Genomic DNA, 26,383 nt, shown 5'->3' with positions numbered 1-26,383 from the left:
ACATGTGGGAATACGCCCCCGCGCCCGAGTCGCGGGCCATCGCGAACCTCAAGCCGAACTACCGGATGTTCGTCGACGGCGAGTTCGTCGAGGGCTCCGGCGAACCGCTCAAGAGCATCAACCCCGGCACCGAGGAGGTGCTGGCCGAGGTCTCCACCGCGTCGAAGTCCGATGTGGACACCGCGGTGACGGCCGCACGCCGCGCCTACGACCGCGTGTGGTCGAAGATGCCCGGTGCCGAGCGCGCCAAGTACATCTACCGGATCGCGCGCCAGATCCAGGAACGCGGCCGTGAGCTCGCGGTGCTGGAGTCGCTGGACAACGGCAAGCCGATCAGGGAGTCGCGCGACGTCGACGTCCCCACGGCCGCCGCGCACTTCTTCTACCACGCGGGCTGGGCGGACAAGCTCTCGTACGCGGGCTACGGCCCCGACCCGCGCCCGCTGGGCGTGGCCGGTCAGGTCATCCCGTGGAACTTCCCGCTGCTGATGGCCGCGTGGAAGATCGCCCCGGCCCTGGCCTGCGGCAACACCGTGGTGCTGAAGCCCGCCGAGACCACCCCGCTGACCGCGCTGGTGCTCGCCGAGATCATCCAGCAGTGCGAGCTGCCGCCGGGCGTCGTCAACATCCTCCCCGGTGCCGGTGACGTGGGCGCGACCCTCGTCGAGCACCCGGACGTGAACAAGGTCGCCTTCACCGGCTCGACCGAGGTCGGCAAGATCATCCAGGGCAACCTGGCCGGCACGGCGAAGAAGCTCACCCTGGAGCTCGGCGGCAAGGCGGCGAACATCGTGTTCGACGACGCCCCGCTCGACCAGGCCGTCGAGGGCATCGTCAACGGCATCTTCTTCAACCAGGGCCACGTCTGCTGCGCCGGTTCCCGCCTGCTCGTGCAGGAGTCCGTCGCCGACGAGCTGTTGGAGAAGCTGCACGCCCGCGTGTCCACGCTGCGCGTCGGCGACCCGCTCGACAAGAACACCGACGTCGGCGCCATCAACTCCCGCGAGCAGCTCACCAAGATCCAGGAGCTGACCGAGTCGGGCGAGGCCGAGGGCGCGGTCCGCTGGACCTCCTCGTGCCCGTTGCCGGACAAGGGCTTCTACTTCGCCCCGACGGTGTTCTCCAACGTCTCGCAGGCGATGCGCATCGCCCGTGAGGAGATCTTCGGCCCGGTGCTGTCGGTCCTGACCTTCCGCACCCCGGAAGAGGCCGTGGCCAAGGCCAACAACACCCCGTACGGCCTGTCGGCCGGCGTGTGGACCGAGAAGGGCTCGCGCATCCTCTGGATGGCGTCGAAGATGCGCGCCGGCGTGGTGTGGTCCAACACGTTCAACCGCTTCGACCCCACCGCCCCGTTCGGCGGCTACCAGGAGTCGGGCTTCGGCCGCGAGGGCGGCCGCACCGGTCTGGAGGCCTACCTCGATGTCTGATCGCATCTCGGTCGCGAAGACCTACAAGCTCTACATCGGCGGCGCCTTCCCGCGTTCCGAGTCGGGCCGCTCCTACCCGGTGACCGACACCAAGGGCGCCTTCCTCGCCAACGCCGCCCACGGCTCCCGCAAGGACGCCCGCGACGCCGTGACCGCGGCCCGCAAGGCGTTCGGCCCCTGGTCCGGCGCCACGGCCTACAACCGCGGCCAGGTCCTGTACCGGGTGGCCGAGGTCCTGGAGGGCCGCCGCGAGCAGTTCACCACCGAGGTCGCCGTCTCCGAGGGCGTCGCGGTGAAGAAGGCCCAGTCCCTCGTGGACACCGCCATCGACCGCTGGGTCTGGTACGCGGGCTGGACGGACAAGATCGCCGCGGTCCTGGGCTCCTCGAACCCGGTCGCCGGCCCGTACTTCTCGTTCAGCACCCCGGAACCGACCGGCGTGGTGGCCGTACTGGCCCCCCAGCAGTCGTCCCTGCTGGGCCTGGTCTCGGTCATCGCCCCGGTGATCGCCTCCGGCAACACCTGCGTCGTCATCACCTCGCAGGACCGCCCGCTCCCGGCGATCACGCTGTCCGAGGTGATGGCCACCAGCGACCTGCCCGGCGGCGTCGTCAACATCATCACCGGCCACACGGCGGAGATCGCCCCGTGGCTCGCCTCGCACGCGGACGTCAACGCCCTCGACCTGACCGGCGCCCCCGAGTCGCTGCGCGCGGACCTGGAACGGTCGGCCGCGGGAACGGTGAAGCGGGTCCTGCGCGTCCGGCCCGACGAGGACTTCACCCGCGAGCCGGACCTGTCCCGGTTGCGGGCGTACCTGGAGACGAAGACGGTCTGGCACCCGATGGGGGTGTGAGACCTCAGCCGGCGGCGTAGGTCTTGCCCTGCGCCGCCAGCTCCTCGCCGAGGATGCGGACCGCCTTCGGGCCGACGCCGTGGATGCTCAGCAGGGTCTTCGCGGAGACCTCGGTGAGGGAGTCGAACGTGGTGTAGCCGTGGGCGGCCAGCTCACGGGTGGCGACTTTGCCGATGGCACGCGGGAACTCGGTCTCAGGCTGTTCGGTCATGGCCACATTCTGGCGTTGTGGACGCCTGTCGAACCGAAGGCTCGCGTTCGTGACCGAGCCGAAGGCGAGGCGTCCAGAGCTCTTCCTCGGGCGGTTCCGCGGTGGGTGGCTTCCCCGTCTAGCGCTCCGATCGTCCTGCCGGGCCTGGGGAGGGATGTCAACCGGGCACGCTCTTCGCCCGGTTGACATCCCTGCCCAGGTCTGGCGCGCTCTGGTGCGCTAGGCGGGGCAGACGCCCACCGCAACGCAACCAACAACGCAACCGGCAGCCGCACAAAGCAACAGGCGTGCCATCAACCCACGAACGGCGCCGGCGGCTTCTTTGGGAGTGTCGGGGTCTGGGGCGGAGCCCCAGGAACAGCCGACGAGCCCCAGGAACAGCCGCGACGGCTCAGGAGTTCACCAGCCCCGCCCGCCAGGCCCACGAAGCGATCCCCACCCGGTTCTTCACGTTCAACTTCGTCTGCACCGACGCCAGGTGCGTCTTCACCGTCGACAACGACAGGTACAACGCCCCGGCGATCTCCTGGTTCGACAGCCCGCGGGCGACCTCCCGCACCACGTCCTGCTCCCGAGCCGTGAGCAGCCCGAGGTCCGGCCGCGACGCGGGCCGCGCGAAGTGCTCCAGCATCCGCACGGTCACCTGCGGCGAGATCAGCGCGTTCCCGGCGGCTGCCGCCCGCACGGCCTCCACCAGCAGCGCGGGCCCGGCGTCCTTGGTCAAAAATCCCGAAGCGCCGTTCTCCAGAGCCGTGTGCACGTACTCGTCCAGGTCGAAGGTCGTCACCACGACGACCTTGGTCGAGGTCACGGACAGCTTCTTGGTGACCTCCAGCCCGTCGAGACCGGGCATGCGGATGTCCAGCAGCGCCACGTCCGGCTGGAGTTCCCTGGCGGCGGTCACCGCGGTCACGCCGTCGGGCACGTCGGCGACGACGGTGATGTCGGGCTGCTTCTCCAGGATCATCCGAAACCCGACGCGGACCATCTCCTGGTCGTCGGCGATGAGGACCGAGATCACTTGGTTCCTTCCAGTGGCAGTTCCGCGAGCACCTGCCAGCCGTTCTCGCGCGGGCCGGCGGAGAACAGGCCGCCGAGCAGGTCGACGCGTTCACGCATGCCCACCAGACCGTACCCACCCTGGTTCAGCTCGCCGGGGCGGCCGTCGTCGGCGACCACCACGCGCAGTGCTCCCGCGGGGGTGCGGGAGATGTCGACGTCGACCGCGGTCGGGGACTCGGCGTGCTTGTGCACGTTCGTCAGGGACTCCTGGACCAGGCGCAGCACCGAGCGGCCCAGCTCCGGGGGCACGACCTCGGGCAGGTCCATGCGCAGGCGGGTGGTGAAGCCGAGCTCGCGGGTGCGTTCGACGGTGGCGATCACGTCGGCGGCGAGGTCGGTGGTGGCCACGTCGTTCTCGCCCTGGCGCAGGGTGCCGACCAGGCGGCGCATCGCGCCGAGGGCCTCCGTGCCGCTGCGGACGATGCCGGGCAGCAGGCGGTGGGCGGCGCGCGGGTCGTCGTCGGAGACCTCCAGCGCCGCCTGGGCCTGGATGAGCATGCCGGTGACGTGGTGGGCGACGACGTCGTGCAGCTCGCGGGCCAGGACGATGCGCTCCTCCTTCTGCGCGTCGGTGACGGCGGCGGCGATCAGGCGGCCGCTCTCGGAGTCGCGGGCGCGGAAGTACAGGCCGGTGCCGACGGCGAGGAAGCCGAGGACGAGGGAGCCGAGGACCTCGTTGTAGTTGTAGGACGCGAGCCAGTTGTCGCGGATGATCGCGGCGAACACGCTCACGGCCATCAGCGAGCCGACCGACCAGGTGGCGGAGCGGCGGGGTTCCTCGCGCACGACCACGGCGGTGAGCACCAGGCAGGCGGCGGTCTCGGCCACGGTGAGCGGGCTGAGGACCGTCGGCAGGTTCACGTCGAACAGCCGGACCACGAACGACGCCACGAAGATCGACGCCACGGTCACCGGGATGGTGAAGGCGCGGGACTTGAACGACGCCACCGCCGCGATGCAGGGCGGCACGCTGAGCAGCCACACCAGGGCCTGCGAGCTCGTCGGCCCCGACATGAAGATCAGCTCGGCGAGCATCAGCAGCGCGAGCCCGGCGGCGATCGGCCATTGGCCCCGATGACTGTCCACGGGAGACAACGGTAGGACCACCGAACCGTTCCGGCCTCGGTCATCCGGCTGATCCGGTGTGTCGTCAAGGCTGAGGTTTCCCCGGCGCGGACCCGGCACCGTCAGCACCATGAATTCGGTTCTGGCCGCTCGTGGCCTCGTCAAGACCTACGGCGACGTGCACGCGCTCGCCGGGGTGGACATCGACATCTCGCCCGGTGACGTGCTGGCCGTGGTCGGCCCGTCCGGTTCCGGCAAGACGACCCTGCTGCACGTGCTGTCCGGAATTCTGCGGGCCGACGGCGGTGACGTGTTCCTCGACGGGCGCGCGATCGGGGAGCTGAGCGAGACGGGGCGCAGCGAGCTGCGGCGCACGGCGTTCGGGTTCGTGTTCCAGTCCGGCATGCTCGTCGCCGAGCTGCACGGCCGAGGAGAACGCCGCGCTGCCGATGCTGCTCGGCGGGCGCTCGCGCGAGGAGTCGCTCGGCGCGGCCCGGCTGTGGCTCGCGCGGCTGGGCCTGCAGGGCATGGAGCAGCGGCGGCCCGGTGAGCTGTCCGGCGGCCAGGCGCAGCGGGTCGCCATCGCACGGGCGCTGGCGCACCGGCCGCGGGTGGTGTTCGCGGACGAGCCGACCGGTGCCCTCGACACCCGCACCGGGCAGGAGATGATGACCGCGCTGCTGCAGGCCGCGCGGGAGACGAACGCCGCTGTCGTGATCGTCACGCACGACAAGGCGATCGCCGACCGGGCCCACCGGGTCGTCGACATCCAGGACGGCCGCATCGCCGTTCCGAACCGCGGTCAGGTGCCGGCATGAGGATCGCGCTCGCGGTGCTGCGCAGGGACCGCCGCAGCCAGGTCGCCACCGTGCTGGTCGCGCTCGGCGTGATGATCGCGGTGTCGCTGGTGCTGTGGCTCGTCGCCGCACCGAACGGACTGCAGGCGCGCGCCGACCGCACCGCGTGGCGGGACGCGGTGAACCAGGGCACCCGGATCACGGTCGACCACACCACCGACTCGTTCCGCGGGCAGCTCGTCGAGCGGTTCGAGGTCTCCCGCAACGAGCCGGGTGACGTGCCGGTCGCCGCCGGTCTCGGCAGGTTCCCGGAGGCCGGCGAGGTCCTGCTGTCCCCCGCGCTGGCCGACCTGGTGCGCGCGCACCCGGCCGAGGAACTCGGCAACCGCTTCCCCGGCACGGTCGCCGGCGTGCTGGGGCCGGAGGCGCTCAAGCACCCCGGTGAGCTTCGTCGCCGTCGTCGGACGCGCGGGCGTGAACGGGTTCAGCACCGACGCGCTGCGCAACGCGGCGGGCTCCTACCGCGACGACCACCACGGCATGCTCTACCTGCTCACCCGCGTCGGCCTGGTCGTGCTGGTGGTGCCGTGCCTGGTGCTGGTCGCCTCGGCCGCGCGGCTGACGGCGGCGAAACGGGAACGGCGCCTCGCCGCGCTCCGGCTGGCCGGTGCGACACCGGGGCAGGTCGTCGTGATGACGGCCGTGGAGACCGCGGTCGGTGCCGTCGTCGGCAGCGTGCTCGGCGTGCTGGCGGCCCAGCCGTTCAGCCACCTGACCGCGAAGATCCCGTGGGAGGGCGGGACCTGGTACCCCGGCGACTTCGTGCCCTCGACCGCGGTGGTCGCCGCGGTGGCCCTGCTGGCACCGGTGCTGGTCATCGCGGCCGCGATCATGGGCCTGCGCCGCGTGGTGAACCGCCCGCTGGCCGCGGAGGAGCAACGGCGGGTGCGGTCGTGGCGGCTGGTGTCGATCGCCGTCGCGCTGGGCGTGTTCTTCCTCGGCATCGTCTACGCGCAGCAGGCCGGTGGTGACAGCCAGTTCACCGTGGTGCTGCTCGGGCTCGGCGCGGTGGCGCTGGCGCTGGTGCTGGCCGGTCCGGTGCTCACGGCGCAGGTCGGCCGGTTCTTCGTGGGCCGGTGGCGCACGCCGTCGACGTTGCTCGCCGGGCGCAGGCTCGCCGGTGACCCGGTGGCGGCGTTCCGCGGCTCGGCAGGCGTGGTGATCGCGGTGTTCACCGGCTCGATGGCGCTGACGATGCTGCCCGGCCTGGAAAGCCAGGTGCCGTTCCGCGACGCGACGTGGCAGGGGGGCGCGATCGTCGCCGAGCAGGTGTCGAGCGACCTCGGACCGCTGCGCGCGGCCACCTCGGCGCCGGTCGTGCCGATGCTCGACGGGTTCGTGAGCGACGGCGAGGAGGGCCGCTCCGGCCACTACGTCGTCGTCGGCAGGTGCGCGGAGGTCGCGACGGTCCTCACCGGCCTGGACTGCCGGCCGGGCCCGGCCGTCTACGCCCCCGAGGAGCTGCGGGGGGACCGGTTCCGCACCGCCGGGCCGGGTGACGAGGTCACCGTGCCGCTGCCGCGGCGGTACGAGACGCGGGCGTTCACCGGCGCGGGACGGATCTTCGCGGTGATCGACCCGGAGGTGCTGCCCCAGCTGGCGGGCCGGGTGTCGATGGTGGGCGTGCCGACCACGGCGGAGAACCGCGAGGTCGTGCACACGGCACTGGTCGGCACGTTGCCCGGCGCGCGGCTTGCCGACGGTGAGCAGCGCGGCCTCTACGGCGACACGCTGATGGAGGACCTCCGGCGCGCCACGGTCATCGGCCTGTCGATCGCGGCGGTGCTCGGCGGCATCGGCGCGGCGGTGGCGGCGGCCGGTTCGGTGATCGACCGCAGGCGCACCTTCGGCGCGTTGACAGCGGCCGGAACGCCGATTCGCGTGCTGGGTCGCGCATTGCGCCGGGAAGTGGTTCTTCCCGTGTTCGCCGTCACCATCGCGGCGTGCGGGGCGGGAGTCGCCGTGGGTCTCGGACTGCTCGTCCTGGCGCGCGGACTGGTGGGTCACGGGGAAATGCCGCTCACGCCGTGGGTGGTGGCACCGGTCGCCGTCGGAGTGGTGGTCGCGCTGGTAGCGGCGTTGGCGTGCGGCCCGGTACTACGCGGCATCAGCCCGCGGGATTACGCGGCGGAGTAGCACTCGGCCGGAAGTACGAGGCGGGAACTGGCCCTCAGCGCGATGTGCGCGGAGGGCCGTTTTCCTACTTTGGATTCATGACGAATGCACAGCTCGCCAGCATCCAGTGGGGCCTTTTCCTCTCCGTGGTCTTCATTGCGCCGCAGCTGTTCTTCCGTCAGCTCACCTGGCGCAGCGCGCTCGTCACCGGCTACGCGAGCATGCTGTTCGCCGCGACGTTCCTGCCGCTGCAGACGGTGCCGCCGCGCCAGTCCGTGCAGCTGGTCCCGTTCCAGTGGGTCGCCGACACGCTCCGCGACGGGCGGATCGCCTTCGACCAGATGACGTTGAACGTGCTGCTGTTCGTGCCCCTCGGCGCGATGCTGATGTTCTGGGGCAAGCGCACCATCGGCCAGACGGCGCTCATCGGCTGCGGCGTCTCGCTCGTCATCGAGGGTTCGCAGCTCCTGTGGGCGAACCGGATCTTCGACGTGGACGACCTGGTCGCCAACACCACCGGCACCGCGCTCGGGTGGCTCTGCGCGGTGGCCGCGGTGAAGGTCTGGACCGGCGTCGCCGACCGGGTCAGCTGGTCCGCCAGCCCAGCTCACCAGCGGAGTTGACCTCGGCCGTGCAGTGCCCGATCGCGCTGCGCGTCTCCAGTGCCGTGGCGACCTGGTCGAACATCTCGACGATCGACGTCCACTCCGGCTTGGACATCTCGTTGCGGTCCTTGTCCCACTCGACCACGCAGCCGCGCAGCACGCCGGGACGGAGGTCGACGGCGAGCACGTCACCGGTGCCGTCGAACGCGATCGGAAGCCATTCCGAGTGGAATCCGATCGTCGGCGAACCCGCTTCCGAAGAATCCGCCGGCTTCTTGACGTGGGTTTCCCTCAGCACAAAAGCCCGTTCAGCACCCAGCGGTGTGTAAAAGGGCGGCAGGATCTCGGCGAAGAGGTCGGGGTCCGTTCCGCCGTAGACGCTCCACCACAGCTGCAGGTCGTCGGGAACCCTCAGCTCAGGCAGTGCGTCGTACCTCGGACGGAGCACGGCTCGGGTAGCGGGAGCGTGTTCCGCCAGCCATGCCAGGATCCGGTTCCAGTGCTCGATGACACCCACTGTTCCATGATCTTGGCGGAACGACGGGCGAGGTACCGCTCATCGGGGCAGGATCAACGCGAACAGGTCACACCGGGGGAAGCGGCTTCAGATGGCAGAACAGGGTCTCAAGGTCGATCTCGACGCATTGACCGGATATGCGTCGGCGGTCAGCGGATTGGCGAACGAGATCGGCACGGTCGGCACCGGCACGTTGAGCGGCACCACCGCGCTGCCCGGCGACTGCTTCGGCAAGATCGGCGACGAGGTCGGGCTCAGCGCGGCCTTCCAGCAGGCCGCGCAGGTGCAGCTGGACGCGCTGAAGGCGGCGTCCACCGGGCTGTCCGGGCTCGGCACCGCCGTCACCAAGGCCCGCGAGGCCTACATCGCGCAGGAAGACGCGAACGCCGCCGCGCTGAACAAGGCGGCCCGCACGTGAGCGTCGAGGGGCTGCTGGGCCAGTTCATCGCGCCCATGAAGCAGGACCTGGCGAAGCTGGACGGCGACACCGGCGGTGCCCAGCGGGCCGGTGACGCGTTCGACCGCGCCCAGACCGCGCTCGCCGACCTCGGCGGCCGGCACAGCTCGGCCTCCACCGCGGTGCTGAACACGTGGTCCGGCGACAAGGCCAACGCGTTCACCGGCCGCGTGGCGACGTTCGCCGCGGCCACGAACGTGCTCGTGCAGAACGCCTCGACGGTGAAGGGGGTGGCCTCGGCCGGTGTCTCGGCCGTGACCGGCGGTCGCACCGCGATCCAGGGCCTCATCGACGAGTTCACCGCCAAGGCCACCCCGCGGCTCGCCGCCGCGGTGGCCGCCAGCCTCGTCGCGGGCCCCGGCGTCGTGCTGGCCGCGCTCGCCGACCTGGCCGGGATGGCCAGCGGTTATCAGGCGAAGACCACGGCCGAGCTGCAGAAGGTCCGCGAGCAGCTCACCCAGCTCGTCGGCCAGCTGAACGGCATGCAGAAACCCGACACCGGCGCTCTCGGCAAGCTCGGCGAGCCGCTGGGCGGTGACGACGGCTCGACCTCGACGTCGGGCGTCTCCGACTCCCCGAAGCAGGAGGCCGCTCCGTCCGGCAACGGCAACGGCAACGGCTCCGGCGGTTCGAGCGGTGGCGGCGGCGGTGGCTCCGGCAGCGGTGGTGGCGGAGGCGGCGGCGGTGGGGGCGGCGGCAACGGTGGTGGTGGCGGTGGTTCCGGCCCGCGGCTGCCGGTCGCGATCCCGCCGCAGCCCGGCGACGGCGTCGGCGTGAACCTGCCCGACGGCAGCAGCGCCGAGGCGCCGAACGAGACCGCGGCGATGGCCGTGCGCAACGCGCTGTCCGCGCTGGGCACGCCGTACGTGTGGGGCGGCGCGAACCCGCCGCAGGGCACCGACTGCTCCGGCCTGACGCAGTGGGCCTACAAGGGCGCGGGCTTCGACATCCCGCGGCCCGCCTGCGACCAGGCGATGGGCGCCTCGGTGCCGCCGGGCCAGGTGCTGCCCGGCGACCTCGTGGTGTGGGACGGCCACGTCGCGATGGTGATCGGCAACGGCCAGATGGTCGAGGCCGGTGACCCCGTGCAGGTGCAGCCGATCCGCACGACGAACTCCGGCATGTCGTTCTACGGGTTCTACCGCCCGACGGGCTGACCGGACAGCGCCTTCCTGAGGGCGCCGAGGCCGAGCTTGGCCAGGCCCTTCAGGAAGGCGCCCGCGACGTACGCGTGGTCGTAGTGGTCGCGCCACAGCACGACCTTGCCGTCCTTGACGACGAACGTGCCGCACACCCAGAACGCCGCCTCGAACCCGCCGCGCCGGACGACGTCGGTCCGTTGCGTGAGCACGACGCCGCCGTTGGCCGCGATGTGGTGGACGCGGACCTCGACGCCGGTGACGGCCCTGTTCATCAGCCGCAGGTGCCGGGCGACCGTCCTCTTGCCGCGAGCGGGCGGGAACGGCATGTTCCGCCACACCACCTCGTCGCCCATGTGCCGCACGACGGCGTTCTCGTCGAGGGTCTCGGTGGCGCGCAGCAGCGCCAGGACAACGTCGCTCGGGTTCGTCACGGCCATGACGTTAGCGAGGCGCGTACATGATCACGGCCACGCCCACCAGGCAGATCAGCGCGCCGGTGACGTCGTAGCGGTCCGGCCGGTACCCGTCGAGCACCATGCCCCAGGCCAGCGACCCGGCCACGAACACACCGCCGTAGGCCGCGAGGATGCGGCCGAAGTTCGCGTCCGGCTGCAGCGTGGCGACGAAGCCGTACACGCCGAGCGCGATCACCCCGCCGCCGATCCACGACCAGCCGCGGTCCTCCCGGACGCCCTGCCAGACCAGCCAGGCACCGCCGATCTCCAGCAGGGCGGCGAGCGCGAACAACGCGACCGAACGCAGGATCATGCGGCACACTGTCGCAGTAGGGGGTGATCAGGTGGACGACGACGTCGAGCGCGCTGCTCGGAAGGTGCGCGATGTCGGGCAGGCGGTGTCGGAACACGTCACGCGCAGTGGTCCCGTCACGGGACGGGCGTCCTCGCCGGACGGCGCGGTGACGGTGGTCGGGACACCGGGTGGTCCGCCGCTGGAGATCTCGGTGAGCGCCGCCGCGCTGCGGATGGGTCCGCACGGGCTGGCCGCCGAGATCGTGCGCGTCGCCGAGAAGGCCCGGCTCAGCGCCGGCTCGCGGCTGCACGAGACGCTGGAACGGGTCGTCGACCCGCGGGAGCTGAACGCGATGGGCTTCGAACGCGGCCACGACGACGAGCAGCAGCAGGGGTGGCTGCGGTGAACGAGGAACGCATGCGGGCCGTCGAGCAGCTCCAGCGCGACCTCGCGATGACCGCGGAGACCGTCGAGCACCCGAGCGGCCTGTGCACCGCCACGGCGACGGCGAGCGGTGAGCTCAGGGCCCTGCACCTGCACCCCGCGCTGCTGAGCCGGGGTGCGCGGGCGGTCGGCCAGGTCGCCACCGAGACCGCGCGGCTCGCGACGAACGCGGCCGTGCAGACGAGCTTCAACAGGATGGCGCTGGCGCTGGGCGACGGCATGGCCATCAACGTCGAGGCGATCGCCGGCGACTCGCCGTTCCGCGCGACGTGGAACCCGGTGGTGCCCCCGGTCGTTGCAGCTCCTGAGGCGGTTGCGCCCAGGCAGCCGAGGACGCCCCTCGTCGACGACCCGGACGAGGACGCCTTCTTCGAGAACCCCTTTGGGCGCCGGTGATCAGCACCGTTAGGCTCGCCCACGGCATTCGGCAGGCATGACCGGGAGGTCAGTGATGGCGCAGGACATCGTCCCCATCGAGCTGGGGCTGACGCAGGGTGACGTGGTCACGCTGTGGGCACCCCGGTGGCGTGAGGAGGGTGAGGAGTGGGAGGCCTTCCTCGGTGACGAGGAGGACCTGTTCGTCTTCCCCGACGCCGCGCACCTCGCCGCCTTCGTGCGCACCGCGGGCGAACACGACCTCACCGACCACCCGGCGTGGCCGATCGTGCCGAAGCTCGGCATCGCGGACCTCTCGCCGGACGACAACCACCAGTTCGACCTGGTGGGCGTGCCCGAGCTGGTCGCGGAGGACCCGGACACCTGGACCATCGGCGAGCTCGCGGACGTGATCGCGATCGTCCGGTCGCTCGCGGACGTCTGCGACCTCGAGAAGATCCACGAGGTGCTCGACTCCGCGGAGGGCTTCTCGCTGCTGCCGCAGGGCACGCTGCCGTTCAGCGGCCGTGACGGGGCGAAGCTGTGGGACGAGCTGTCCTCGGTCGTCTCGGAGAAGTGGGACGAGGTCCTCGACGCCATCGACAGCGTGGTCAACACGCCGGAGGTGCCGGAGAAGGAGCTCACCCTCGCGCAGGAGGAGCTGGCGGAGCTCGAAGCCGCCCAGCCCGCCGAGGTCGACGACGTCACCGAGGACGGCGACGAGGAGAAGGCGGAGCCCACCGGCTTCTGGGCCGAGGTCGGCATCGACCCCATCAAGATCATCACGTCCGCCGGCGAGTTCTACACGCTGCGCTGCTACCTCGGCGACGACCCGATCTTCCTGGGCCGCCGCGGCAAGATCGAGGTCTTCACCTCGTCGCGCGCGCTGAGCCGGTTCGTCGCCGAGAACGACGACCACGACCTGGCCGAGGTCGAGACCTGGAACGACGTGAAGGTCAAGGCCACCGCGGGCGAGCTCGACGCCGAGGTGGACGACGACAACGTCTACGTGCTCACCGGCATCGCCGAGGACATGGAGGAGGGCCCCGACGCCCTCGACCCGCAGCAGCTCGACCTCGCCGTCGAGCTGTTCGAGGACGCGGCCGAGTGGGCGGGCGACGAGTCCGTGAAGGAGGCGCTGGCCACCTCGGAGTCGCTGGGCTGGCTGGTGTCGTTCGTGGTCGCGCCGGACCCGACGCGGCTCGCGCCGTCCGCGCCGTACGACGCGGAGGTGGCGTCGTTCCGCGAGCTGCAGGCCAAGTTCGAGGACCGGCTCAACGTCAACTGACGTTCCGGCACGGGGAAGGGGCCGCTCGCGCGATGCGAGCGGCCCCTTCCTCGTCGCAGCGGCTCGCCGCCGACCTCCGCGACCGCAGCACGCTCGGCGACCACGGCCCGGCCGGGTCGATGGAGAGCGAGGCCGAGCTGGCCGGCGTCGACGCCACCGAGGCGTTCCACGGGGACTCGCCCTACCGGCCGCGCACGCCGTGCAACGCCTCCAAGGCAGGCGGCGACCACGCGGTGCGGTCGTACTTCGAGACGTTCGGGCTGCCGGTCACGATCACCAACTGCGCCGACAACTACGGGCCGAACCAGTTGCCTGGGAACGTGCTGCCGCAGTCGCGCGAACAGGTCGTGCCGGACCGGCCCGGTCACGACCGCCGCTACCTGCTCGACTCCCGCGTGATCGGCCGCGAACTGGGCCGGCGCCCGGAGATCCGGCCGCGAGCTGGGCTGGCGCCCGGAGATCGGCTTCGAGGCCGGTGTCCGGGACACCATCCGCTGGTACGCGGCCAACCGCGCGTGGTGGGAGCCGTTGCGGACGCTCAGCCCGGTCGACGAGAGCGCATGGACTACCGCGCGGTGAGCGCCGCGTAGCCCGGCTTGACGAGCTCGTTGATGATGGCGAGCCGCTCGTCGAACCCGATGAACGCCGACTTCATGGCGTTGATCGTGAACCACTGCAGGTCGGCCCAGCCGTAGCCGAACGTCTCGGCGAGCGCGGCGAACTCGCTCGACAGCGAGCAGTCGCTCATCAGGCGGTTGTCGGTGTTGACGGTGACGCGGAAGCGCAGCTTCGCGAGCAGGCCGATCGGGTGCTCGGCGAGCGTCGGAGCGGCACCGGTCTGCAGGTTCGACGTCGGGCACATCTCCAGCGGGATGCGGCGGTCGCGCACGTACGCGGCCAGGCGGCCCAGCTCGGCGCCGGCGACGTCGCCGTCGGACACCTTGATGTCGTCGACGATCCGCACCCCGTGGCCGAGGCGTTCGGCACCGCAGTGCTGGATCGCCTCCCAGATCGAGGGCAGGCCGAACGCCTCACCGGCGTGGATGGTGAAGTGCGCGTTCTGCTGACGCAGGTACTCGAACGTGTCGAGGCCGCGGGTGGGAGGGAAGCCGGCCTCGGGGCCCGCGATGTCGAACCCGACGACGCCGAGGTCGCGGTAGCGGACGGCGAGCTCGGCGATGCGCAGCCAGCCCTCGTTCTGGCGCATGGCGCACAGCAGCGTGCCGACGCGGATCTTGCGACCGGTTTCGGCGACGCGGGCGGACCCGACCCGGAAGCCCTCCTGGACGGCCTCGACGACCTGCTCCAGCGAGAGGCCCTTCTCGGTGTTCAGCTCGGGGGCGTAGCGGATCTCGGCGTAGACGACGCCGTCGGCCGCGAGGTCCTCCACGGCCTCGGCGGCGACGCGGACCAGGGACGCCTCGTCCTGCATGACCCCGCACGTGTGGGCGAAGCCCTCCAGGTAGCGCACGAGGGACCCGGAGTTCGCGTTGTCGCGGAACCAGCCGCCCAGGACGCCCGCGTCGGTGGTGGGCAGGCCCTGGTAGCCGGTGGCATCGGCGAGTTCGATCACCGTCTGCGGGCGGAGGCCACCGTCGAGGTGGTCGTGCAGCAGGACCTTCGGCGCGCTGCGGATGGTCTCCAAGGTAAGCGGCGTGGACATCACTACACGTTACTCCAGGCGACACGCCGCTTCAGAGCCGGATGAAATGATCTTGGCGGCGCTATGCTCAGGAGTCGTTCTCAGATGTTGCCGATCCGTGATCAGCAACTTTCTGCAACCAGGGCGAGGCTCACGTCACCCCAAGGTAGGAACATCACTTCTCGCTACCGCCCACTCGCGGCCAGTGACTTGGCGTTCGGTCCAGCGCGCTAGCCCGACCGGGCTGGTCGCCCATCCGCGCACGGCCTTTTTCCGGCGGGGGTGGTACGGAGCCACGCCATGACGCGGATAGGCTCCCGTGGTCTCCCCTCCCCTTGGACGAAGGCACTCAGCCGTGACAGAGAACAACAACTCCACGATGTCCTTCGATCGGATGCGCAACATGCTCACGCGCGCCGCGGAGATCCGTGAGAGCGAGCAGCAGCAGATCTTCGACGCGTTGGACGAGATCCACGCCCGGATGTCGCCTCTGGAGTCGCTGGGTTCGGTCCGCAAGCGCCTGTCGGAGCTGCCGGACCGCACCGAGGTCAGCGTGCTCGCGGAACGTCTCGACGAGGCACTCGCCAAGCTGGAGGCCCAGGACAACGCCGTTCAGGACATCGGCCGCGCGGTCGACGGCCTGGTCGACAAGCTCGCCAAGCCCTTCGCCCAGCTCGACGGCCGCCTCGACGGCGTCGCCGGCCGCTTCGAGGGCGTCGCCGGTCGCATGGACGGCCTGGAGGACAAGCTCTCCAGCATCCACAAGCGCATCGACGACCTCGACGGCCACCTGGACAAGCAGGACGGCAAGGTCGAGGCGCTCCCCGCCGCCGTCACGACGCCGCTGCGCGAGCGCATCGAGGCCCTCGAAGCCGCGCTGCGCGGCCGCCTGGACGAGGTCGACGAGGGCGTGCACGAGCACCTCGACGGCACCCGCGAGGCCCTGCAGAAGATCCTCGCCGAGTCGTTCTCCGGCCTGCACGGCCGCGCCGACGAGCAGCGCGACACCCTCGCCGCCGCCCGCGCCGAGCTGTCCGCCGCGATCACCGAGTCCCGCGACTCCCTCGCCGGCTCGCTCGCGGACCGCACCACCCAGATCTCGACGTCGCTGGCCGAGACCCGCGACTCGCTCGCCGGCTCCCTGTCGCAGGCCCGTTCCGAGCTCGCCGGCGCCGTGGTGGAGACCCGCGACTCGCTGGCCGGCTCGCTCGCCGAGACCCGCGCGGAGCTCACCTCCGCCGTCGCCGACACGCGCGACGTCGTCAACGGCAAGCTCGACGAGGCCCGCACCGCGCTGTACGCGGCGATCGAGCAGTCCCGCGACCAGGTCGACTCCGCGGACCGCCTGGAGGCGCTGGCCCGCCGCCTGGAGCTGGTCACCTCGCAGCTCGACACCATGACCAACCGCCTCGACAAGGTCGAGGACGGCTTCGCCGCGCGCATCGCCGAGCTCGGCGGCACCGTCGACGCGAGCCTCTCCAAGGTCGCGGAGACCGTCGGCGCCCGCCCGGACACCGACGCGCTGCAGTCCCTGGTCCGCCGGTCGAACCAGGAGTCGGAACTGCGCATCGGCGGCCAGCTCGACGAGGCCATGGCCACCTTCGCCGAGCTGATCCTCGGCGGCGGCTCGCCCACGCCTCCCCCGCCGCCCACCGCCCTGCCCCGCCCGCAGCGCCGCACCCGCAAGAACGGCGGCCCGAAGCCGGCCAACGGCGGCAAGGACGTGGACGACGACGACCTGGCGGCCGAGGGCGCCTGAGCGCCTGAGACCCCCACCAGGAACGGCCCCGGAGCAACGTCGCTCCGGGGCCGTTCCGCGTTTGCGGTGAACCGGTTGCCGTGCGACGCACGTGCCCACGGGGAGAGCGCTCACACAAGCCGTGGTTATGCTCGCGCCGGCTGGGGGTGACCACAAGGGCAGCCGGTGGCGTCCGGAAGGGAAGTCCGTGCAGCAGCAACAGCGAGTCGTCGCCAACCGCTACACCCTGCTCGTCGAGCTCGGCAGAGGTGCGATGGGTGTCGTGTGGCGTGCCCAGGACCAGCTGCTGGGCCGGGCGGTCGCGCTCAAGGAACTGCACCCGCCGCAGGGCATCGCCGCCGAGGAACGCACCGTGCTGGAGGAGCGCATGCTCCGCGAGGCGCGGACCGCGGGCCGGCTGAACCACCCGGCGGTCGTCACCGTCTACGACGTCGTCCGCGAGGACGGCCGCACCTACCTCGCCATGGAGCTGGTCGACGCGCTCGACCTCGCGAGCATCGTGCAGCGGAACGGGCCGCGCGACTCCACCTGGATGGCCGGGGTCGCGTTGCAGGTGCTGGGGGCGCTGGAGGCCGCGCACCAGGCCGGGATCGTGCACCGGGACGTGAAGCCCAGCAACGTCATGGTGCGTCCGGACGGGACGGTGAAGCTCACCGACTTCGGCATCGCGCAGGCCGTGGACGACCCGCGGCTCACGCACAACGGCGGCATCGTCGGGTCGCCCGCGTACATGTCACCGGACCGGCTGAGCGGCTGGGAGGCCTCGCCCGCGTCGGACCTGTGGGCACTCGGCGTCACGATCGCCCACGTGGTCGAGGGCATCAGCCCGTTCGAGCGGACGTCCACGGCGTCCACGTTGCACGCCGTCATGAACGAGCCGCCGGTGCTGCGGCGGGCGTCACCCGCGCTGGCCCAGGTGATCCGCGGGCTGCTGACCGTCGACCCCGCGCGGCGCCTGACCGCACCCCAGGCACGTCAGATGCTGGTCGCGATCGTGCAGGGCACGGCGCCGGTGTCGTTGCCGCGCAACAAGAACAGGCTCGTCGTGGTCGGCGCGGTCGCGCTCGGTGCGCTGGTGCTCGCGGGGGCGGCGTTCGCCGGTTACCAGGCCTTCAAGCCCGACGGCACCACGGGCTCCGCACCCAGCGGGCAGAGCTCCACCGAGTGGGCGGAGGCCTCGCAGCTCCCGGTGGGCGCCCCGCTGCCGGCCCGCCGCATCGCCACGTTCGGCCGTGGTGGTGACGTGCCCGAGTGGAACCTGTCGGGGACGCAGTGCGGGAAGGACTTCCTCACGCAGGGCTCGCCGGTGCGCACGAACGTGCCGTGCGACGGACCGCACGGAATCCAGCTGTTCTCCGCGGCGACGCCGCTGTGGGACAAGCCCAAGGAGACGCCGTACCCCGGCACGAAGTGGCTGGCCGACTTCACGAAGGACTACTGCACCGAGCAGTTCAGGGTGGTCGAGCCGAAGATCCAGGAGCCGCTCGGCTTCACCGGCCTCGTGCCCACCCAGAAGGAGTGGGAGGCCTGGCAGGACGCCACCGCACCAGGCCGCCAGGAGGTCCTGTGCGTGCTCTGGAAACAGGACAGGTCTCCCCTGGCCGGCTCCCTCGTCAACTGACCTCCCCCTGCTGGCCCAGGCATCTGCAAGTACTCGGTACTTGCAGATGCCGTGGAAGCCAGGGGCGGGGTTGCCAGTCAGCCGCGGATGGTGTCGATCACCAGCGGTGACCGTTCCGGCGCGGAGTCCGTGACGCTGCAGGCACCTTCGAGGGCTTGCAGAGCACCGGTGACCGCGTCGGGGGTGTCGGTGTGCAGCTCCAGCAACGGCTGACCGGCCTCCACGACGTCACCCGGCTTGGCCAGGCACACGACGCCGGCACCGGCCTGCACCGGGTCCTCCTTGCGCGCGCGGCCGGCACCGAGCCGCCACGCCGCGACACCCACGCCGTAGGCGTCCAACGTGGACAGCACACCGGCGGCCGGTGCCGTCACGACGTGCTTGTGCGCGGCCACCGGCAGAGCGGCCTCCGGGTCGCCGCCCTGGGCGCTGATCATCCGCGCCCACACCTCGTAGGCCTCACCCGAGGCCAGCACGGCGGCCGGGTCGGCGGAGATCCCGGCCAGCGACAGCATCTCCGCGGCCAGCGCGACGGTCAGCTCGACCACGTCGGCCGGACCGCCACCGCGCAGCACGTCCACGGACTCGGCCACCTCGACCGCGTTGCCCACGGCCCGGCCCAGCGGCACCGACATGTCCGTCAGCAGCGCCGAGATCCGCACGCCGTGCTCGACGCCGATCGACACCAGCGCCGAGGCCAGCTCCCGCGCGGACGCGAGGTCCTTCATGAACGCACCGGAGCCGACCTTCACGTCGAGCACCAGCGACTCGGCGCCCTCCGCGATCTTCTTCGACATGATCGAGGACGCGATCAGCGGGATCGCCTCGACCGTCCCGGTGACGTCGCGCAACGCGTAGAGCTTGCGGTCGGCGGGAGCAAGTCCTTCCGTGGCAGCGCACACCACGGCACCGACCGACGACAGCTGGTCGAGGATCTCCGAAGTGGACAGTGCGGCCCGCCACCCGGGGATCGACTCCAGCTTGTCCAGCGTCCCGCCGGTGTGCCCGAGCCCGCGACCGGACAGCTGCGGCACCGCGGCACCGCAGGCGGCGACCAGCGGTGCCAGCGGCAGCGTGATCTTGTCGCCGACGCCACCGGTCGAGTGCTTGTCGACGGTGGGGCGGTCGACGTGCAACGACAACCGCTCGCCGGAGGCGATCATCGCCTGCGTCCAGCGCGCGGTCTCCGCGGGCGTCATGCCGTTCAGGAAGATCGCCATGGCCAGCGCGGACATCTGCTCGTCGGCGACCGCGCCGCGCGTGTAGGCGTCGATCACCCAGTCGATCTGCTCGGACGTCAGCGCCGCACCGTCGCGCTTGACGCGGATGACGTCCACCGCCGAGAAGCTCATGGCAGGTCCTCCGGTCCGAACGCGTCCGGCAGCACCGACGACATCGGCAGGACCCCGGACGGCGTGTCCACCAGGCAGTCCCGGCCACCCAGCTCGTAGAGCACCTGGCGGCACCGGCCGCACGGCATCAGCAGCTCACCGGCACCGGACCGGCAGGCCACGGCGACGAACCGGCCGCCACCCGTGAGCTGCAGCTGACCGGCCATCGCGCACTCGGCGCACAGACCCACGCCGTACGAGGCGTTCTCGACGTTGCAGCCCGTCACGATCCGGCCGTCGTCGCACAGCGCCGCGGAACCGACCCGCAGCCCCGAGTACGGGCAGTAGGCGGACTGCGCCGCCTCCACCGCCCGTGCCCGCAGCACGTCCCAGTCGACCTCAGCCACGGCGGTACACCTCACCGTCGGCCGCCGGCATGCGGAGTCGTTGCGAGGCGACGGCGAGCACGGCCAGCGTCACCATGTGCGGCGCGTAGGCCACGAACTCGCTCGGGATCTCGTCGAGGCTGATGTAGAGCAGGTACATGAGCACGGCCACGACGATGGCCGCCGCCGCGGAGAACCACTTGCGGCGGATGAGCTGCCACACCACGATCACGCCGAGCAGCAGCACGACGCCGTAGACCAGCGCCAGCACCGTGTCGCCACCCGACCGCAGCTGCAGGCCGTCGGCGTAGCCGAACAGCGCCGCACCACCGAGCAGGCCACCGGGCCGCCAGTTGCCGAAGATCATCGCGGCGAGGCCGATGTAGCCGCGGCCGCCGGTCTGGCCCTCCAGGTAGGACAGCTGACCGGGGTTCAGCACGAGCGCCGCGCCACCCAGACCGGCGAGACCACCGGAGACGATCACGGCGACGTACTTGTGGAAGTACACCTTCACGCCCAGCGAGTCCGCCGCGTGCGGGTTCTCGCCGACCGAGCGCAGGCGCAGGCCGAAGCGGGTGTGCCAGAGCAGGTAGTACGACAGCGGCAGCAGCAGGATCGCCAGCATCGTCAGCGGTGAGACGCCGGTGACGAGGCCGCGCAGGATGCCGGCGACGTCCGAGATGAACAGGCGCTGACCGGCCTCCAGCTCGCCGAGCCAGTCGTCGAGGCCCGCCGCGGAGAACGTGTCGAACGGCTGCACCGGCGGCGACTGCCGCGGGTTGTTCGACAGCGGGAAGAACACCAGTGTCGACAGGTACTTCGTCAGACCGGCGCCGAGCAGGTTGATCGCCACACCGGAGACGATGTGGTTGACGCCGAACGTGACGGTGGCGATCGCGTGCAGCAGGCCACCCAGTGCGCCGAACACGACGGCCGCGAGCACCGCGACCCACGGGCCCCACTGGTAGCCGGCCCACGCCGCGCCCCAGGTGCCCATGATCATCATGCCTTCGAGGCCGATGTTGACCACGCCGGCGCGTTCCGCCCACAGGCCGCCGAGGCCGGCGAGCAGGATCGGCAGGCCCAGGCGGACCGCCGTCTGGGTCGTGCCGGACGAGGTGAGCTGCGGGAAACCGGTCTGCATCGACGTGATCGACAGCAGCGCGATCGCACCGGCGACGCCGAGCATGCCGACGGCCCACCCGGGAACCCTGCGCTTGCGGGGCGCTGCCGGGATGTGCGGCTTCTCCTCCAACGTCGAGATCACGCGGCACCTCCAACGGTTCCGAGCTCACGGCCGACGCGGCGCTGTTCGGCGGCGAGCTCGAAGCGGCGCACCACCTCGTAGGCGACGACGACCGACAGGACGATCGAGCCCTGCATGATGGTGACGATCTCCCTGGGCACGCCGACGTTGTCGAGCGCGAGGCCCGACTTGTCGAGGAACGCCCAGAGCAGCGCGCCGAACGCGATGCCACCGGGGTGGTTGCGGCCGAGCAGCGCGATCGCGATGCCCGAGAAGCCGATGCCGGCGGTGAAGTTCAGGCTGAACGTGTGGTCGCGGCCGAGCAGCTCCGGCAGCGAGATCAGGCCCGCGATGGCGCCCGAGAGCAGCATCGACACCAGGACCATCTTCTTGGCGTTGACGCCACCGGCGGACGCGGCGGTCGAGGACTCGCCGGACGCGCGCAGCTCGAAGCCGAACCGGGTCTTGTTCATCATCACCCAGTAGCCGACGCCCAGCGCGATGGCCACGAAGATGAAGCCGAACATCGTGCCGCTGCCGCCGAACGAGATGCCGGGCATCCAGCCGGACTCCGGGATCTCGGCGGTGCGGATGTTGTTGCCGCGCAGCTCACCGAAGACGTCGCGGCGGATCAGGTAGGCGGACAGGCCGATCGCCAGCCCGTTCATCATGATCGTCGAGATGACCTCGTTGACGCCGCGCGTCACCTTGAGGATCGCGGGGATCGCGGCCCAGGCGGCACCGGCGAGCGCGGCGACGATGATGATCACCAGCGTGTGGATGCCGGGCGGCAGCACGATCGAGCCGCCGACGACCGCCGCGATGACGGCGGCGACGCGGTACTGACCCTCGACACCGATGTTGAACAGGTTCATCTGGAACCCGATCGCCACCGCGAGCGCCGCGATGTAGTAGATGCCCGTCGAGTTGATGATGTCGACGAACGTCGTGCCCTTGCCGACCTGCGTCACCATCACGCCGAACGCCTTGAGCGGGTTGGCACCGGAGATGACGAGCGCCACGCCGCACAACAGCATCGAGAAGACGATCGCCAACGCGGGCGGCAGGAGTTTGCCGCGCAGGTGTCCCATCAGTGCTCGCCTTCCTCTACCGCGGCGGTCTCGTGCACCGCGGCACTCGTGCTGCCCGCACCCGTCATCGCGCTGCCGAGGTCCTCGGGCGTGACGGTGTTCGGGTCCGCGTCGGCCACCAGGCGGCCGCGCAGCATGACCTTGATCGTGTCCGACAGGCCGATCAGCTCGTCCAGGTCGGCGGAGATCAGCAGGACGGCGAGACCGGCGGCGCGGGCGCGCTTGATCTCGTCCCAGATCAACGCCTGCGCGCCGACGTCCACACCGCGGGTGGGGTGCGAGGCGATCAGCAGCACCGGGTCGCCGGACAGCTCGCGGCCGACGACCAGCTTCTGCTGGTTGCCACCGGAGAGCGCCGCCGCGGGGACGTCGATGCCGGGCGTGCGGACGTCGAAGTCCGCGACGATCCGCTCGGTGTCGTTCTTGGCGCCGTCGATGTCGAGCCACATGCCCCTGGAGGTGGGCTTGCGGGTCTGGTAGCCGAGGATGCGGTTGTACCAGAGGGGTTGCGTGAGCAGCAGGCCGTGGCGGTGGCGGTCCTCCGGCACGTAGCCGATGCCCGCCTCGCGCCGGGCGAGCGTCCCGAGCTTGGTGATGTCCTTGCCCTGCAACGTGATCGTGCCGCCACCGGCCTTGCGCATGCCCATGACGGCCTCGACGAGCTCGGTCTGGCCGTTGCCCTCGACGCCCGCGATGCCGACGACCTCGCCGGACCGCACGACCATGTCGACGTCGTCGAGGATCGGCCGCGCGCCGTCCGGGGTCATCAGCCGCAGGCCCTCGACCGCCAGCACGACCCGGTCGGTGACGGTGGACTCGCGGGTCTCCGGGCTGGGCAGCTCGCTGCCGACCATCATCTCCGCGAGCTGGCGCGACGACACCGTCTTCGGGTCCGCGCTGCCCACCGTCGTGCCGCGGCGGATCACCGTGACGGAGTCCGCGATCGCGCGGACCTCGTCGAGCTTGTGCGAGATGAACAGGAACGTGTAGCCCTGCTCCTGCATGCCGCGGACGGTGTCGAAGAGCTCGTTGACCTCCTGCGGCACGAGCACGGCGGTCGGCTCGTCCAGGATGATCACCCTGGCGCCGCGGTAGAGCACCTTGAGGATCTCGACGCGCTGCCGGTCGGCGACACCGAGCTGCTCGACGAGCACGCCGGGGTCGACGTTGAGACCGGTCTTGCCGGAGAGCTCGATGATGCGCGCGCGGGCCTTCTTGCCGATGCCGTGCAGCGCCTCGGCGCCCAGGACGACGTTCTCCTGCACCGTGAGGTTGTCGGCGAGCATGAAGTGCTGGTGCACCATGCCGATGCCGGCCTTGATGGCGTCGGACGGGGTGCGGAACCGCACCTGCTCGCCGTTCACCTCGATGGTGCCCTCGTCCGGCGGCTGCATGCCGTAGAGGATCTTCATCAGGGTCGACTTGCCCGCGCCGTTCTCACCGCAGAGCGCGTGCACCTCGCCGCGGCGGACGGTCAGGTGGACGTCGCTGTTGGCGACCACACCGGGGAATCGCTTGGTGATGCCCGTGAGCACCACCGCGGGGTGTTCGTCCGTGCCGACGGACGTGGAACTGCTCATCGTCGAGTGCTCCTCCTACCACGCACCGGGCCCTGTGAGGGCGAAACCTCACAGGGCCCGGCGGTGTTCGTGGCTTCCGGACTACGGCTTGTCCTTGACCGTGATCTTGCCCTCGATGATCTGGGCCTTGTAGCCCTCGAGGATGCCCTGCAGCTTCGCGTCGATCTTGCCACCCGTCGTGGCGTAACCGACGCCGTCGACCTTCAGGTCGAAGACCTTCGGCAGCGACGCGAGGTCGTTCTTCGCGACGGCGGCGATGTAGTCGTAGACCGCGACGTCGACGCGCTTGAGCATGGACGACACGATGACGTCCTTGGTGTCGGCGACGGTCGCCTGGTTGTACTGGTCGGAGTCGACGCCGATGGCCAGCACGCCCGCCTGCTTGGCGGCGGAGAAGATGCCCTTGCCGGACGCGCCGGCGGCCTGGTAGATGACGTCCGCACCCTTGTCGATCTGGCCCTTCGCGGCTTCCTGGCCCTTCGGGGCGTCCTGGAAGCCGGTGAAGTCACCCGCGGGCGTGATGTACTTCTTCTCGACCTTGATCTTCGGGGCGGCGGTCTGCGCACCCTGGAAGTAGCCGGCCTCGAACTTCTGGATCAGCGGGATCTCGACGCCGCCGACGAAGCCCACGTGGCACTTCTTGCTCTGGTACGCGGCGATGACACCGGCGAGGAAGGAACCCTCCTGCTCGGCGAACAGCAGCGGCGTCACGTTGGCCGCACCGTCGACGGAGCCGTCGACCAGCGAGAACTTGACGTTCGGGAACTCCGCGGCGACGAGCTTCATCGACTCGGCGTAGGCGAAGCCGACACCGATGATCGGGCTGAAGCCCTCGGCGGCCAGCTGGCGCAGCCGGGTCTGCTTGGCGGACTCGTCCTCGTTCGGGGCGGCGGACAGCTCGCGCGTGTTCTCCTTCTTCACGCCCATGTCCGAGATGGCCTTGTCCAGACCGGCGGCGGCGGAGTCGTTGAACGACGCGTCGCCACGGCCACCGATGTCGTAGGCCAGACCGATCTTCAGCGCGCTCGCATCCACCTTGGCGCCGTTGGCGGCGCTGGTGTTCGAGGTGGTGGGCGCGGGCGGAGCCGCGGCGAACTCGCAGGCGGCACCAGTACCAGCGCTCGAGTTGTTGCTTCCGCCACCCGAGTCCTTCGCGCAGGCGGCCATAGTCATCACGCTGGTCAACGCGATCGCGGCGACCGCGACACCACGCATACGACGACGCACGGCTCGTCTCCTCCCTGAGGTTCCTCCCCAACGACGTTGTTGGGTCCTAGACGCGGCACCGTACCTCTTAGTAACCAACCCCGTTGCCGCCAGCACCTACAAAGACCCCTATCGGTTACGCATTCGACGCTTTGACCGCACGAGTGGTGATCAGCCGTGTTCGCCGCGTGGCGGAAAAGTCCGCTTCGGCCGCTTCCGGGCCTTGGTCGTCGTCCCAACGGCCCAGTGGTGCGGCCCGAAGAGAGGTCCGGCAACTGTGAAACTTCTGCTACGGCTTCACACCGCCCAGCTGGCGTACTCGCCGGTAGCTGTGGCGTGGACCGCATTTCCGTATCGATAAAGACCGCTTGGCCGATCGACAGCGTGTCTCGTCAGTCACAGAGCGGGTACGCCTGCTGGGTCCGTCCCAACGTGCAGGACTACGATTTTCCGGTCATGGTCGGGATGAACCGTTTCGCCGACCACCACCACTGACGTTGGAGGCCGCGGCGCATGACCAGCGCAGGCGCACCCGAGCGGTCGGGCACCACCCGAGGGGGTGGGACGCTCTACCGCGGTGATCTGGGCATGTGGTCCTGGGTCGCCCACCGGATCACCGGTGTCCTCACGTTCTTCTTCCTCTTCACCCACGTGCTCGACACCGCACTCGTGCGGGTGTCACCGAACGCGTACGACGCGGTGATCGAGACCTACAAGAACCCGGTCGTGAACCTCTTCGAGGTCGGCCTGGTCGGCGCGGTGCTCTACCACGCGCTCAACGGCATCCGGGTCATGCTGGTGGACTTCTGGGAGAAGGGCGCCAAGTACCAGCGGGTCATGCTCTGGGTCGTGCTGGCCGTCTGGGTCGTCGTGATGATCCCCGGCTTCTACTTCATGATGGAGCGCACGATCTCCGACCTGGTTGGGGGTCACTGACATGTCTCTCGCACTCGACAAGCCCCGCTCGCCGCGCCGCCCCGCGGCCCGCCGCGGCAACGGCGAGCTCCGCAGCTGGCTGTTCATGCGGCTGTCCGGCCTGCTGCTCGTGGTCCTGGTCCTGGGCCACCTGTTCATCATGAACATCCTCGACGGCGGCGTCCACAAGATCAACTTCGCCTTCGTCGCCGGCCGCTGGTCGTCCCCGTTCTGGCAGTTCTGGGACCTCTCCATGCTGTGGCTCGCTCAGCTCCACGGCGGCAACGGCCTGCGCACGGTCATCAACGACTACGCGCGCAAGGACTCCACCCGGTTCTGGTTGAAGATGCTGCTCTACGTGTCGATGGTGCTGATCATCTCGCTCGGCACGTTCGTGATCTTCACCTTCGACCCGAACATCTCGAACTGACC

The 26,383-nt window shown here is 70.6% G+C and carries 28 protein-coding genes and 1 pseudogene; 15 read left to right on the top strand and 14 right to left on the bottom strand.

Annotated elements, in window-relative coordinates; all coding sequences use genetic code 11:
* The first annotated feature begins 2 nt into the window (after positions 1 to 2).
* Together ACVDFE_RS10110 and ACVDFE_RS10105 are read left to right on the top strand one after the other, a co-directional pair.
* Positions 3 to 1,430: an aldehyde dehydrogenase family protein gene (locus tag ACVDFE_RS10110; protein WP_360396017.1), complete on the top strand. Its 1,428-nt coding sequence runs from the start codon at positions 3 to 5 to the stop codon at positions 1,428 to 1,430.
* On the top strand, positions 1,423 to 2,286 hold the full coding sequence (locus ACVDFE_RS10105; protein WP_458430265.1) for an aldehyde dehydrogenase family protein: 864 nt from the start codon (positions 1,423 to 1,425) through the stop codon (positions 2,284 to 2,286). The genes ACVDFE_RS10110 and ACVDFE_RS10105 overlap by 8 nt, the downstream gene beginning before the upstream one ends.
* A gap of 4 nt (positions 2,287 to 2,290) precedes the next feature.
* Here the strand turns inward: ACVDFE_RS10105 and ACVDFE_RS10100 are convergent, their stop codons facing one another.
* The 3 genes from ACVDFE_RS10100 to ACVDFE_RS10090 all read right to left on the bottom strand — a co-directional run bounded on the left by ACVDFE_RS10100 (position 2,291) and on the right by ACVDFE_RS10090 (position 4,645).
* Positions 2,291 to 2,497: a helix-hairpin-helix domain-containing protein gene (locus tag ACVDFE_RS10100; protein WP_360396014.1), complete on the bottom strand. Its 207-nt coding sequence runs from the start codon at positions 2,495 to 2,497 to the stop codon at positions 2,291 to 2,293.
* A 391-nt stretch (positions 2,498 to 2,888) separates the two neighbouring features.
* A complete protein-coding gene (locus ACVDFE_RS10095; protein ID WP_360396012.1) occupies positions 2,889 to 3,518 on the bottom strand; it encodes a response regulator transcription factor in 630 nt (209 codons plus the stop codon).
* Positions 3,515 to 4,645, bottom strand: coding sequence for a sensor histidine kinase (locus tag ACVDFE_RS10090; RefSeq protein ID WP_458430264.1), 1,131 nt, complete (start codon positions 4,643 to 4,645; stop codon positions 3,515 to 3,517). Before ACVDFE_RS10090 ends, ACVDFE_RS10095 begins: the two co-directional genes overlap by 4 nt.
* 109 nt (positions 4,646 to 4,754) lie before the next feature.
* Here ACVDFE_RS10090 and ACVDFE_RS10085 point away from each other — a divergent pair.
* Positions 4,755 to 5,442: pseudogene (locus tag ACVDFE_RS10085) on the top strand (ABC transporter ATP-binding protein).
* Here ACVDFE_RS10085 and ACVDFE_RS10080 read toward each other — a convergent pair.
* A complete protein-coding gene (locus ACVDFE_RS10080) occupies positions 5,427 to 5,858 on the bottom strand; it encodes a hypothetical protein (protein ID WP_458430263.1) in 432 nt (143 codons plus the stop codon). The pseudogene ACVDFE_RS10085 and the gene ACVDFE_RS10080 sit on opposite strands and share 16 nt — an antisense overlap.
* A 4-nt stretch (positions 5,859 to 5,862) precedes the next feature.
* Here ACVDFE_RS10080 and ACVDFE_RS10075 point away from each other — a divergent pair, with 4 nt between their 5' ends.
* Positions 5,863 to 7,617, top strand: coding sequence for an FtsX-like permease family protein (locus ACVDFE_RS10075; RefSeq protein WP_458430262.1), 1,755 nt, complete (start codon positions 5,863 to 5,865; stop codon positions 7,615 to 7,617).
* 77 nt (positions 7,618 to 7,694) lie between these two features.
* A complete protein-coding gene (locus ACVDFE_RS10070; RefSeq protein ID WP_360396005.1) occupies positions 7,695 to 8,219 on the top strand; it encodes a VanZ family protein in 525 nt (174 codons plus the stop codon).
* Here the strand turns inward: ACVDFE_RS10070 and ACVDFE_RS10065 are convergent.
* Positions 8,182 to 8,718, bottom strand: a complete 537-nt coding sequence (locus tag ACVDFE_RS10065) for an SMI1/KNR4 family protein (protein WP_360396003.1) — start codon at positions 8,716 to 8,718, stop codon at positions 8,182 to 8,184. The two genes, ACVDFE_RS10070 and ACVDFE_RS10065, sit on opposite strands and share 38 nt — an antisense overlap.
* 91 nt (positions 8,719 to 8,809) lie before the next feature.
* Between ACVDFE_RS10065 and ACVDFE_RS10060 the strand changes: the two genes are divergently transcribed.
* The gene (locus ACVDFE_RS10060) at positions 8,810 to 9,136 is read left to right on the top strand and encodes a type VII secretion target (protein WP_360396001.1); all 327 of its coding nucleotides are present in this window, start codon (positions 8,810 to 8,812) and stop codon (positions 9,134 to 9,136) included.
* A complete protein-coding gene (locus ACVDFE_RS10055; protein ID WP_458430261.1) occupies positions 9,133 to 10,332 on the top strand; it encodes a C40 family peptidase in 1,200 nt (399 codons plus the stop codon). Before ACVDFE_RS10060 ends, ACVDFE_RS10055 begins: the two co-directional genes overlap by 4 nt.
* Here ACVDFE_RS10055 and ACVDFE_RS10050 read toward each other — a convergent pair.
* Positions 10,314 to 10,748: a limonene-1,2-epoxide hydrolase family protein gene (locus tag ACVDFE_RS10050; RefSeq protein WP_458430260.1), complete on the bottom strand. Its 435-nt coding sequence runs from the start codon at positions 10,746 to 10,748 to the stop codon at positions 10,314 to 10,316. The genes ACVDFE_RS10055 and ACVDFE_RS10050 overlap by 19 nt on opposite strands.
* A 10-nt stretch (positions 10,749 to 10,758) precedes the next feature.
* Positions 10,759 to 11,085, bottom strand: a complete 327-nt coding sequence (locus tag ACVDFE_RS10045) for a YnfA family protein (RefSeq protein ID WP_458430259.1) — start codon at positions 11,083 to 11,085, stop codon at positions 10,759 to 10,761.
* A gap of 31 nt (positions 11,086 to 11,116) precedes the next feature.
* Between ACVDFE_RS10045 and ACVDFE_RS10040 the strand changes: the two genes are divergently transcribed.
* The 4 genes from ACVDFE_RS10040 to ACVDFE_RS10025 are packed head-to-tail and all read left to right on the top strand — an operon-like array spanning position 11,117 to position 13,764.
* Positions 11,117 to 11,473, top strand: a complete 357-nt coding sequence (locus tag ACVDFE_RS10040; protein ID WP_458430258.1) for a hypothetical protein — start codon at positions 11,117 to 11,119, stop codon at positions 11,471 to 11,473.
* Positions 11,470 to 11,907, top strand: a complete 438-nt coding sequence (locus ACVDFE_RS10035; RefSeq protein ID WP_458430257.1) for a hypothetical protein — start codon at positions 11,470 to 11,472, stop codon at positions 11,905 to 11,907. Before ACVDFE_RS10040 ends, ACVDFE_RS10035 begins: the two co-directional genes overlap by 4 nt.
* A gap of 55 nt (positions 11,908 to 11,962) precedes the next feature.
* Positions 11,963 to 13,174 (top strand): primosomal protein, encoded by a 1,212-nt coding sequence (locus ACVDFE_RS10030; RefSeq protein WP_360395992.1) that lies wholly within the window; start codon positions 11,963 to 11,965, stop codon positions 13,172 to 13,174.
* A gap of 32 nt (positions 13,175 to 13,206) precedes the next feature.
* Entirely contained in the window at positions 13,207 to 13,764 is a 558-nt protein-coding gene (locus tag ACVDFE_RS10025; protein WP_458430256.1) for a GDP-mannose 4,6-dehydratase, read from the top strand.
* On the opposite strand, the gene ACVDFE_RS10020 is transcribed toward ACVDFE_RS10025, so the two are convergent.
* A complete protein-coding gene (locus ACVDFE_RS10020; protein WP_360395988.1) occupies positions 13,740 to 14,837 on the bottom strand; it encodes an adenosine deaminase in 1,098 nt (365 codons plus the stop codon). The two genes, ACVDFE_RS10025 and ACVDFE_RS10020, sit on opposite strands and share 25 nt — an antisense overlap.
* A 358-nt stretch (positions 14,838 to 15,195) precedes the next feature.
* Between ACVDFE_RS10020 and ACVDFE_RS10015 the strand changes: the two genes are divergently transcribed.
* Together ACVDFE_RS10015 and ACVDFE_RS10010 are read left to right on the top strand one after the other, a co-directional pair.
* Positions 15,196 to 16,575 carry a hypothetical protein gene (locus tag ACVDFE_RS10015; RefSeq protein ID WP_458430255.1) on the top strand — a complete coding sequence of 460 codons (1,380 nt, stop codon included), beginning with the start codon at positions 15,196 to 15,198 and terminating at the stop codon, positions 16,573 to 16,575.
* 187 nt (positions 16,576 to 16,762) lie between these two features.
* Positions 16,763 to 18,196 (top strand): serine/threonine-protein kinase, encoded by a 1,434-nt coding sequence (locus ACVDFE_RS10010; protein ID WP_458430254.1) that lies wholly within the window; start codon positions 16,763 to 16,765, stop codon positions 18,194 to 18,196.
* Between the two features lie 77 nt (positions 18,197 to 18,273).
* Here ACVDFE_RS10010 and ACVDFE_RS10005 read toward each other — a convergent pair whose 3' ends face one another.
* The 6 genes from ACVDFE_RS10005 to ACVDFE_RS09980 form a co-directional block, all read right to left on the bottom strand.
* Entirely contained in the window at positions 18,274 to 19,548 is a 1,275-nt protein-coding gene (locus ACVDFE_RS10005; RefSeq protein ID WP_458430253.1) for a thymidine phosphorylase, read from the bottom strand.
* On the bottom strand, positions 19,545 to 19,934 hold the full coding sequence (locus ACVDFE_RS10000) for a cytidine deaminase (protein ID WP_360395982.1): 390 nt from the start codon (positions 19,932 to 19,934) through the stop codon (positions 19,545 to 19,547). Before ACVDFE_RS10000 ends, ACVDFE_RS10005 begins: the two co-directional genes overlap by 4 nt.
* Positions 19,927 to 21,180, bottom strand: coding sequence for an ABC transporter permease (locus ACVDFE_RS09995; protein WP_360395981.1), 1,254 nt, complete (start codon positions 21,178 to 21,180; stop codon positions 19,927 to 19,929). Before ACVDFE_RS09995 ends, ACVDFE_RS10000 begins: the two co-directional genes overlap by 8 nt.
* The gene (locus ACVDFE_RS09990; RefSeq protein ID WP_360395979.1) at positions 21,177 to 22,250 is read right to left on the bottom strand and encodes an ABC transporter permease; all 1,074 of its coding nucleotides are present in this window, start codon (positions 22,248 to 22,250) and stop codon (positions 21,177 to 21,179) included. Before ACVDFE_RS09990 ends, ACVDFE_RS09995 begins: the two co-directional genes overlap by 4 nt.
* The gene (locus tag ACVDFE_RS09985; protein ID WP_360395978.1) at positions 22,250 to 23,830 is read right to left on the bottom strand and encodes an ABC transporter ATP-binding protein; all 1,581 of its coding nucleotides are present in this window, start codon (positions 23,828 to 23,830) and stop codon (positions 22,250 to 22,252) included. The genes ACVDFE_RS09990 and ACVDFE_RS09985 overlap by 1 nt, the downstream gene beginning before the upstream one ends.
* Positions 23,831 to 23,911: 81 nt before the next feature.
* Complete coding sequence (locus tag ACVDFE_RS09980) at positions 23,912 to 25,045, bottom strand: BMP family lipoprotein (protein ID WP_360396071.1); 1,134 nt, start codon at positions 25,043 to 25,045, stop codon at positions 23,912 to 23,914.
* A gap of 504 nt (positions 25,046 to 25,549) precedes the next feature.
* Here ACVDFE_RS09980 and sdhC point away from each other — a divergent pair.
* Positions 25,550 to 25,972: a succinate dehydrogenase, cytochrome b556 subunit gene (sdhC, locus tag ACVDFE_RS09975; protein ID WP_053737536.1), complete on the top strand. Its 423-nt coding sequence runs from the start codon at positions 25,550 to 25,552 to the stop codon at positions 25,970 to 25,972.
* 1 nt (position 25,973) lies between these two features.
* Complete coding sequence (locus ACVDFE_RS09970; RefSeq protein WP_360395977.1) at positions 25,974 to 26,381, top strand: succinate dehydrogenase hydrophobic membrane anchor subunit; 408 nt, start codon at positions 25,974 to 25,976, stop codon at positions 26,379 to 26,381.
* The last annotated feature ends 2 nt before the right edge of the window (positions 26,382 to 26,383 follow it).

Source organism: Lentzea chajnantorensis (genome assembly GCF_054300775.1).
The sequence above is the reverse complement of the archived record's forward strand: the minus strand, read 5'-3'. Positions and strand labels throughout refer to the sequence as shown.

Excerpts from the sequence above, each read along its gene's own strand:
- ACVDFE_RS10110 (WP_360396017.1), top strand. The coding sequence starts at position 3 with ATGTGGGAATACGCCCCCGCGCCCGAGTCGCGGGCCATCGCGAACCTC.
- ACVDFE_RS09970 (WP_360395977.1), top strand. The coding sequence starts at position 25,974 with ATGTCTCTCGCACTCGACAAGCCCCGCTCGCCGCGCCGCCCCGCGGCC.
- ACVDFE_RS10005 (WP_458430253.1), bottom strand. The coding sequence starts at position 19,548 with ATGAGCTTCTCGGCGGTGGACGTCATCCGCGTCAAGCGCGACGGTGCG.
- ACVDFE_RS09985 (WP_360395978.1), bottom strand. The coding sequence starts at position 23,830 with ATGAGCAGTTCCACGTCCGTCGGCACGGACGAACACCCCGCGGTGGTG.
- ACVDFE_RS09990 (WP_360395979.1), bottom strand. The coding sequence starts at position 22,250 with ATGGGACACCTGCGCGGCAAACTCCTGCCGCCCGCGTTGGCGATCGTC.
- ACVDFE_RS10100 (WP_360396014.1), bottom strand. The coding sequence starts at position 2,497 with ATGACCGAACAGCCTGAGACCGAGTTCCCGCGTGCCATCGGCAAAGTC.
- ACVDFE_RS10025 (WP_458430256.1), top strand. The coding sequence starts at position 13,207 with ATGCGAGCGGCCCCTTCCTCGTCGCAGCGGCTCGCCGCCGACCTCCGC.
- ACVDFE_RS10060 (WP_360396001.1), top strand. The coding sequence starts at position 8,810 with ATGGCAGAACAGGGTCTCAAGGTCGATCTCGACGCATTGACCGGATAT.
- ACVDFE_RS10020 (WP_360395988.1), bottom strand. The coding sequence starts at position 14,837 with ATGTCCACGCCGCTTACCTTGGAGACCATCCGCAGCGCGCCGAAGGTC.
- sdhC (WP_053737536.1), top strand. The coding sequence starts at position 25,550 with ATGACCAGCGCAGGCGCACCCGAGCGGTCGGGCACCACCCGAGGGGGT.
- ACVDFE_RS10015 (WP_458430255.1), top strand. The coding sequence starts at position 15,196 with ATGTCCTTCGATCGGATGCGCAACATGCTCACGCGCGCCGCGGAGATC.
- ACVDFE_RS10105 (WP_458430265.1), top strand. The coding sequence starts at position 1,423 with ATGTCTGATCGCATCTCGGTCGCGAAGACCTACAAGCTCTACATCGGC.
- ACVDFE_RS10070 (WP_360396005.1), top strand. The coding sequence starts at position 7,695 with ATGACGAATGCACAGCTCGCCAGCATCCAGTGGGGCCTTTTCCTCTCC.
- ACVDFE_RS09980 (WP_360396071.1), bottom strand. The coding sequence starts at position 25,045 with ATGCGTGGTGTCGCGGTCGCCGCGATCGCGTTGACCAGCGTGATGACT.
- ACVDFE_RS10030 (WP_360395992.1), top strand. The coding sequence starts at position 11,963 with ATGGCGCAGGACATCGTCCCCATCGAGCTGGGGCTGACGCAGGGTGAC.
- ACVDFE_RS10045 (WP_458430259.1), bottom strand. The coding sequence starts at position 11,085 with ATGATCCTGCGTTCGGTCGCGTTGTTCGCGCTCGCCGCCCTGCTGGAG.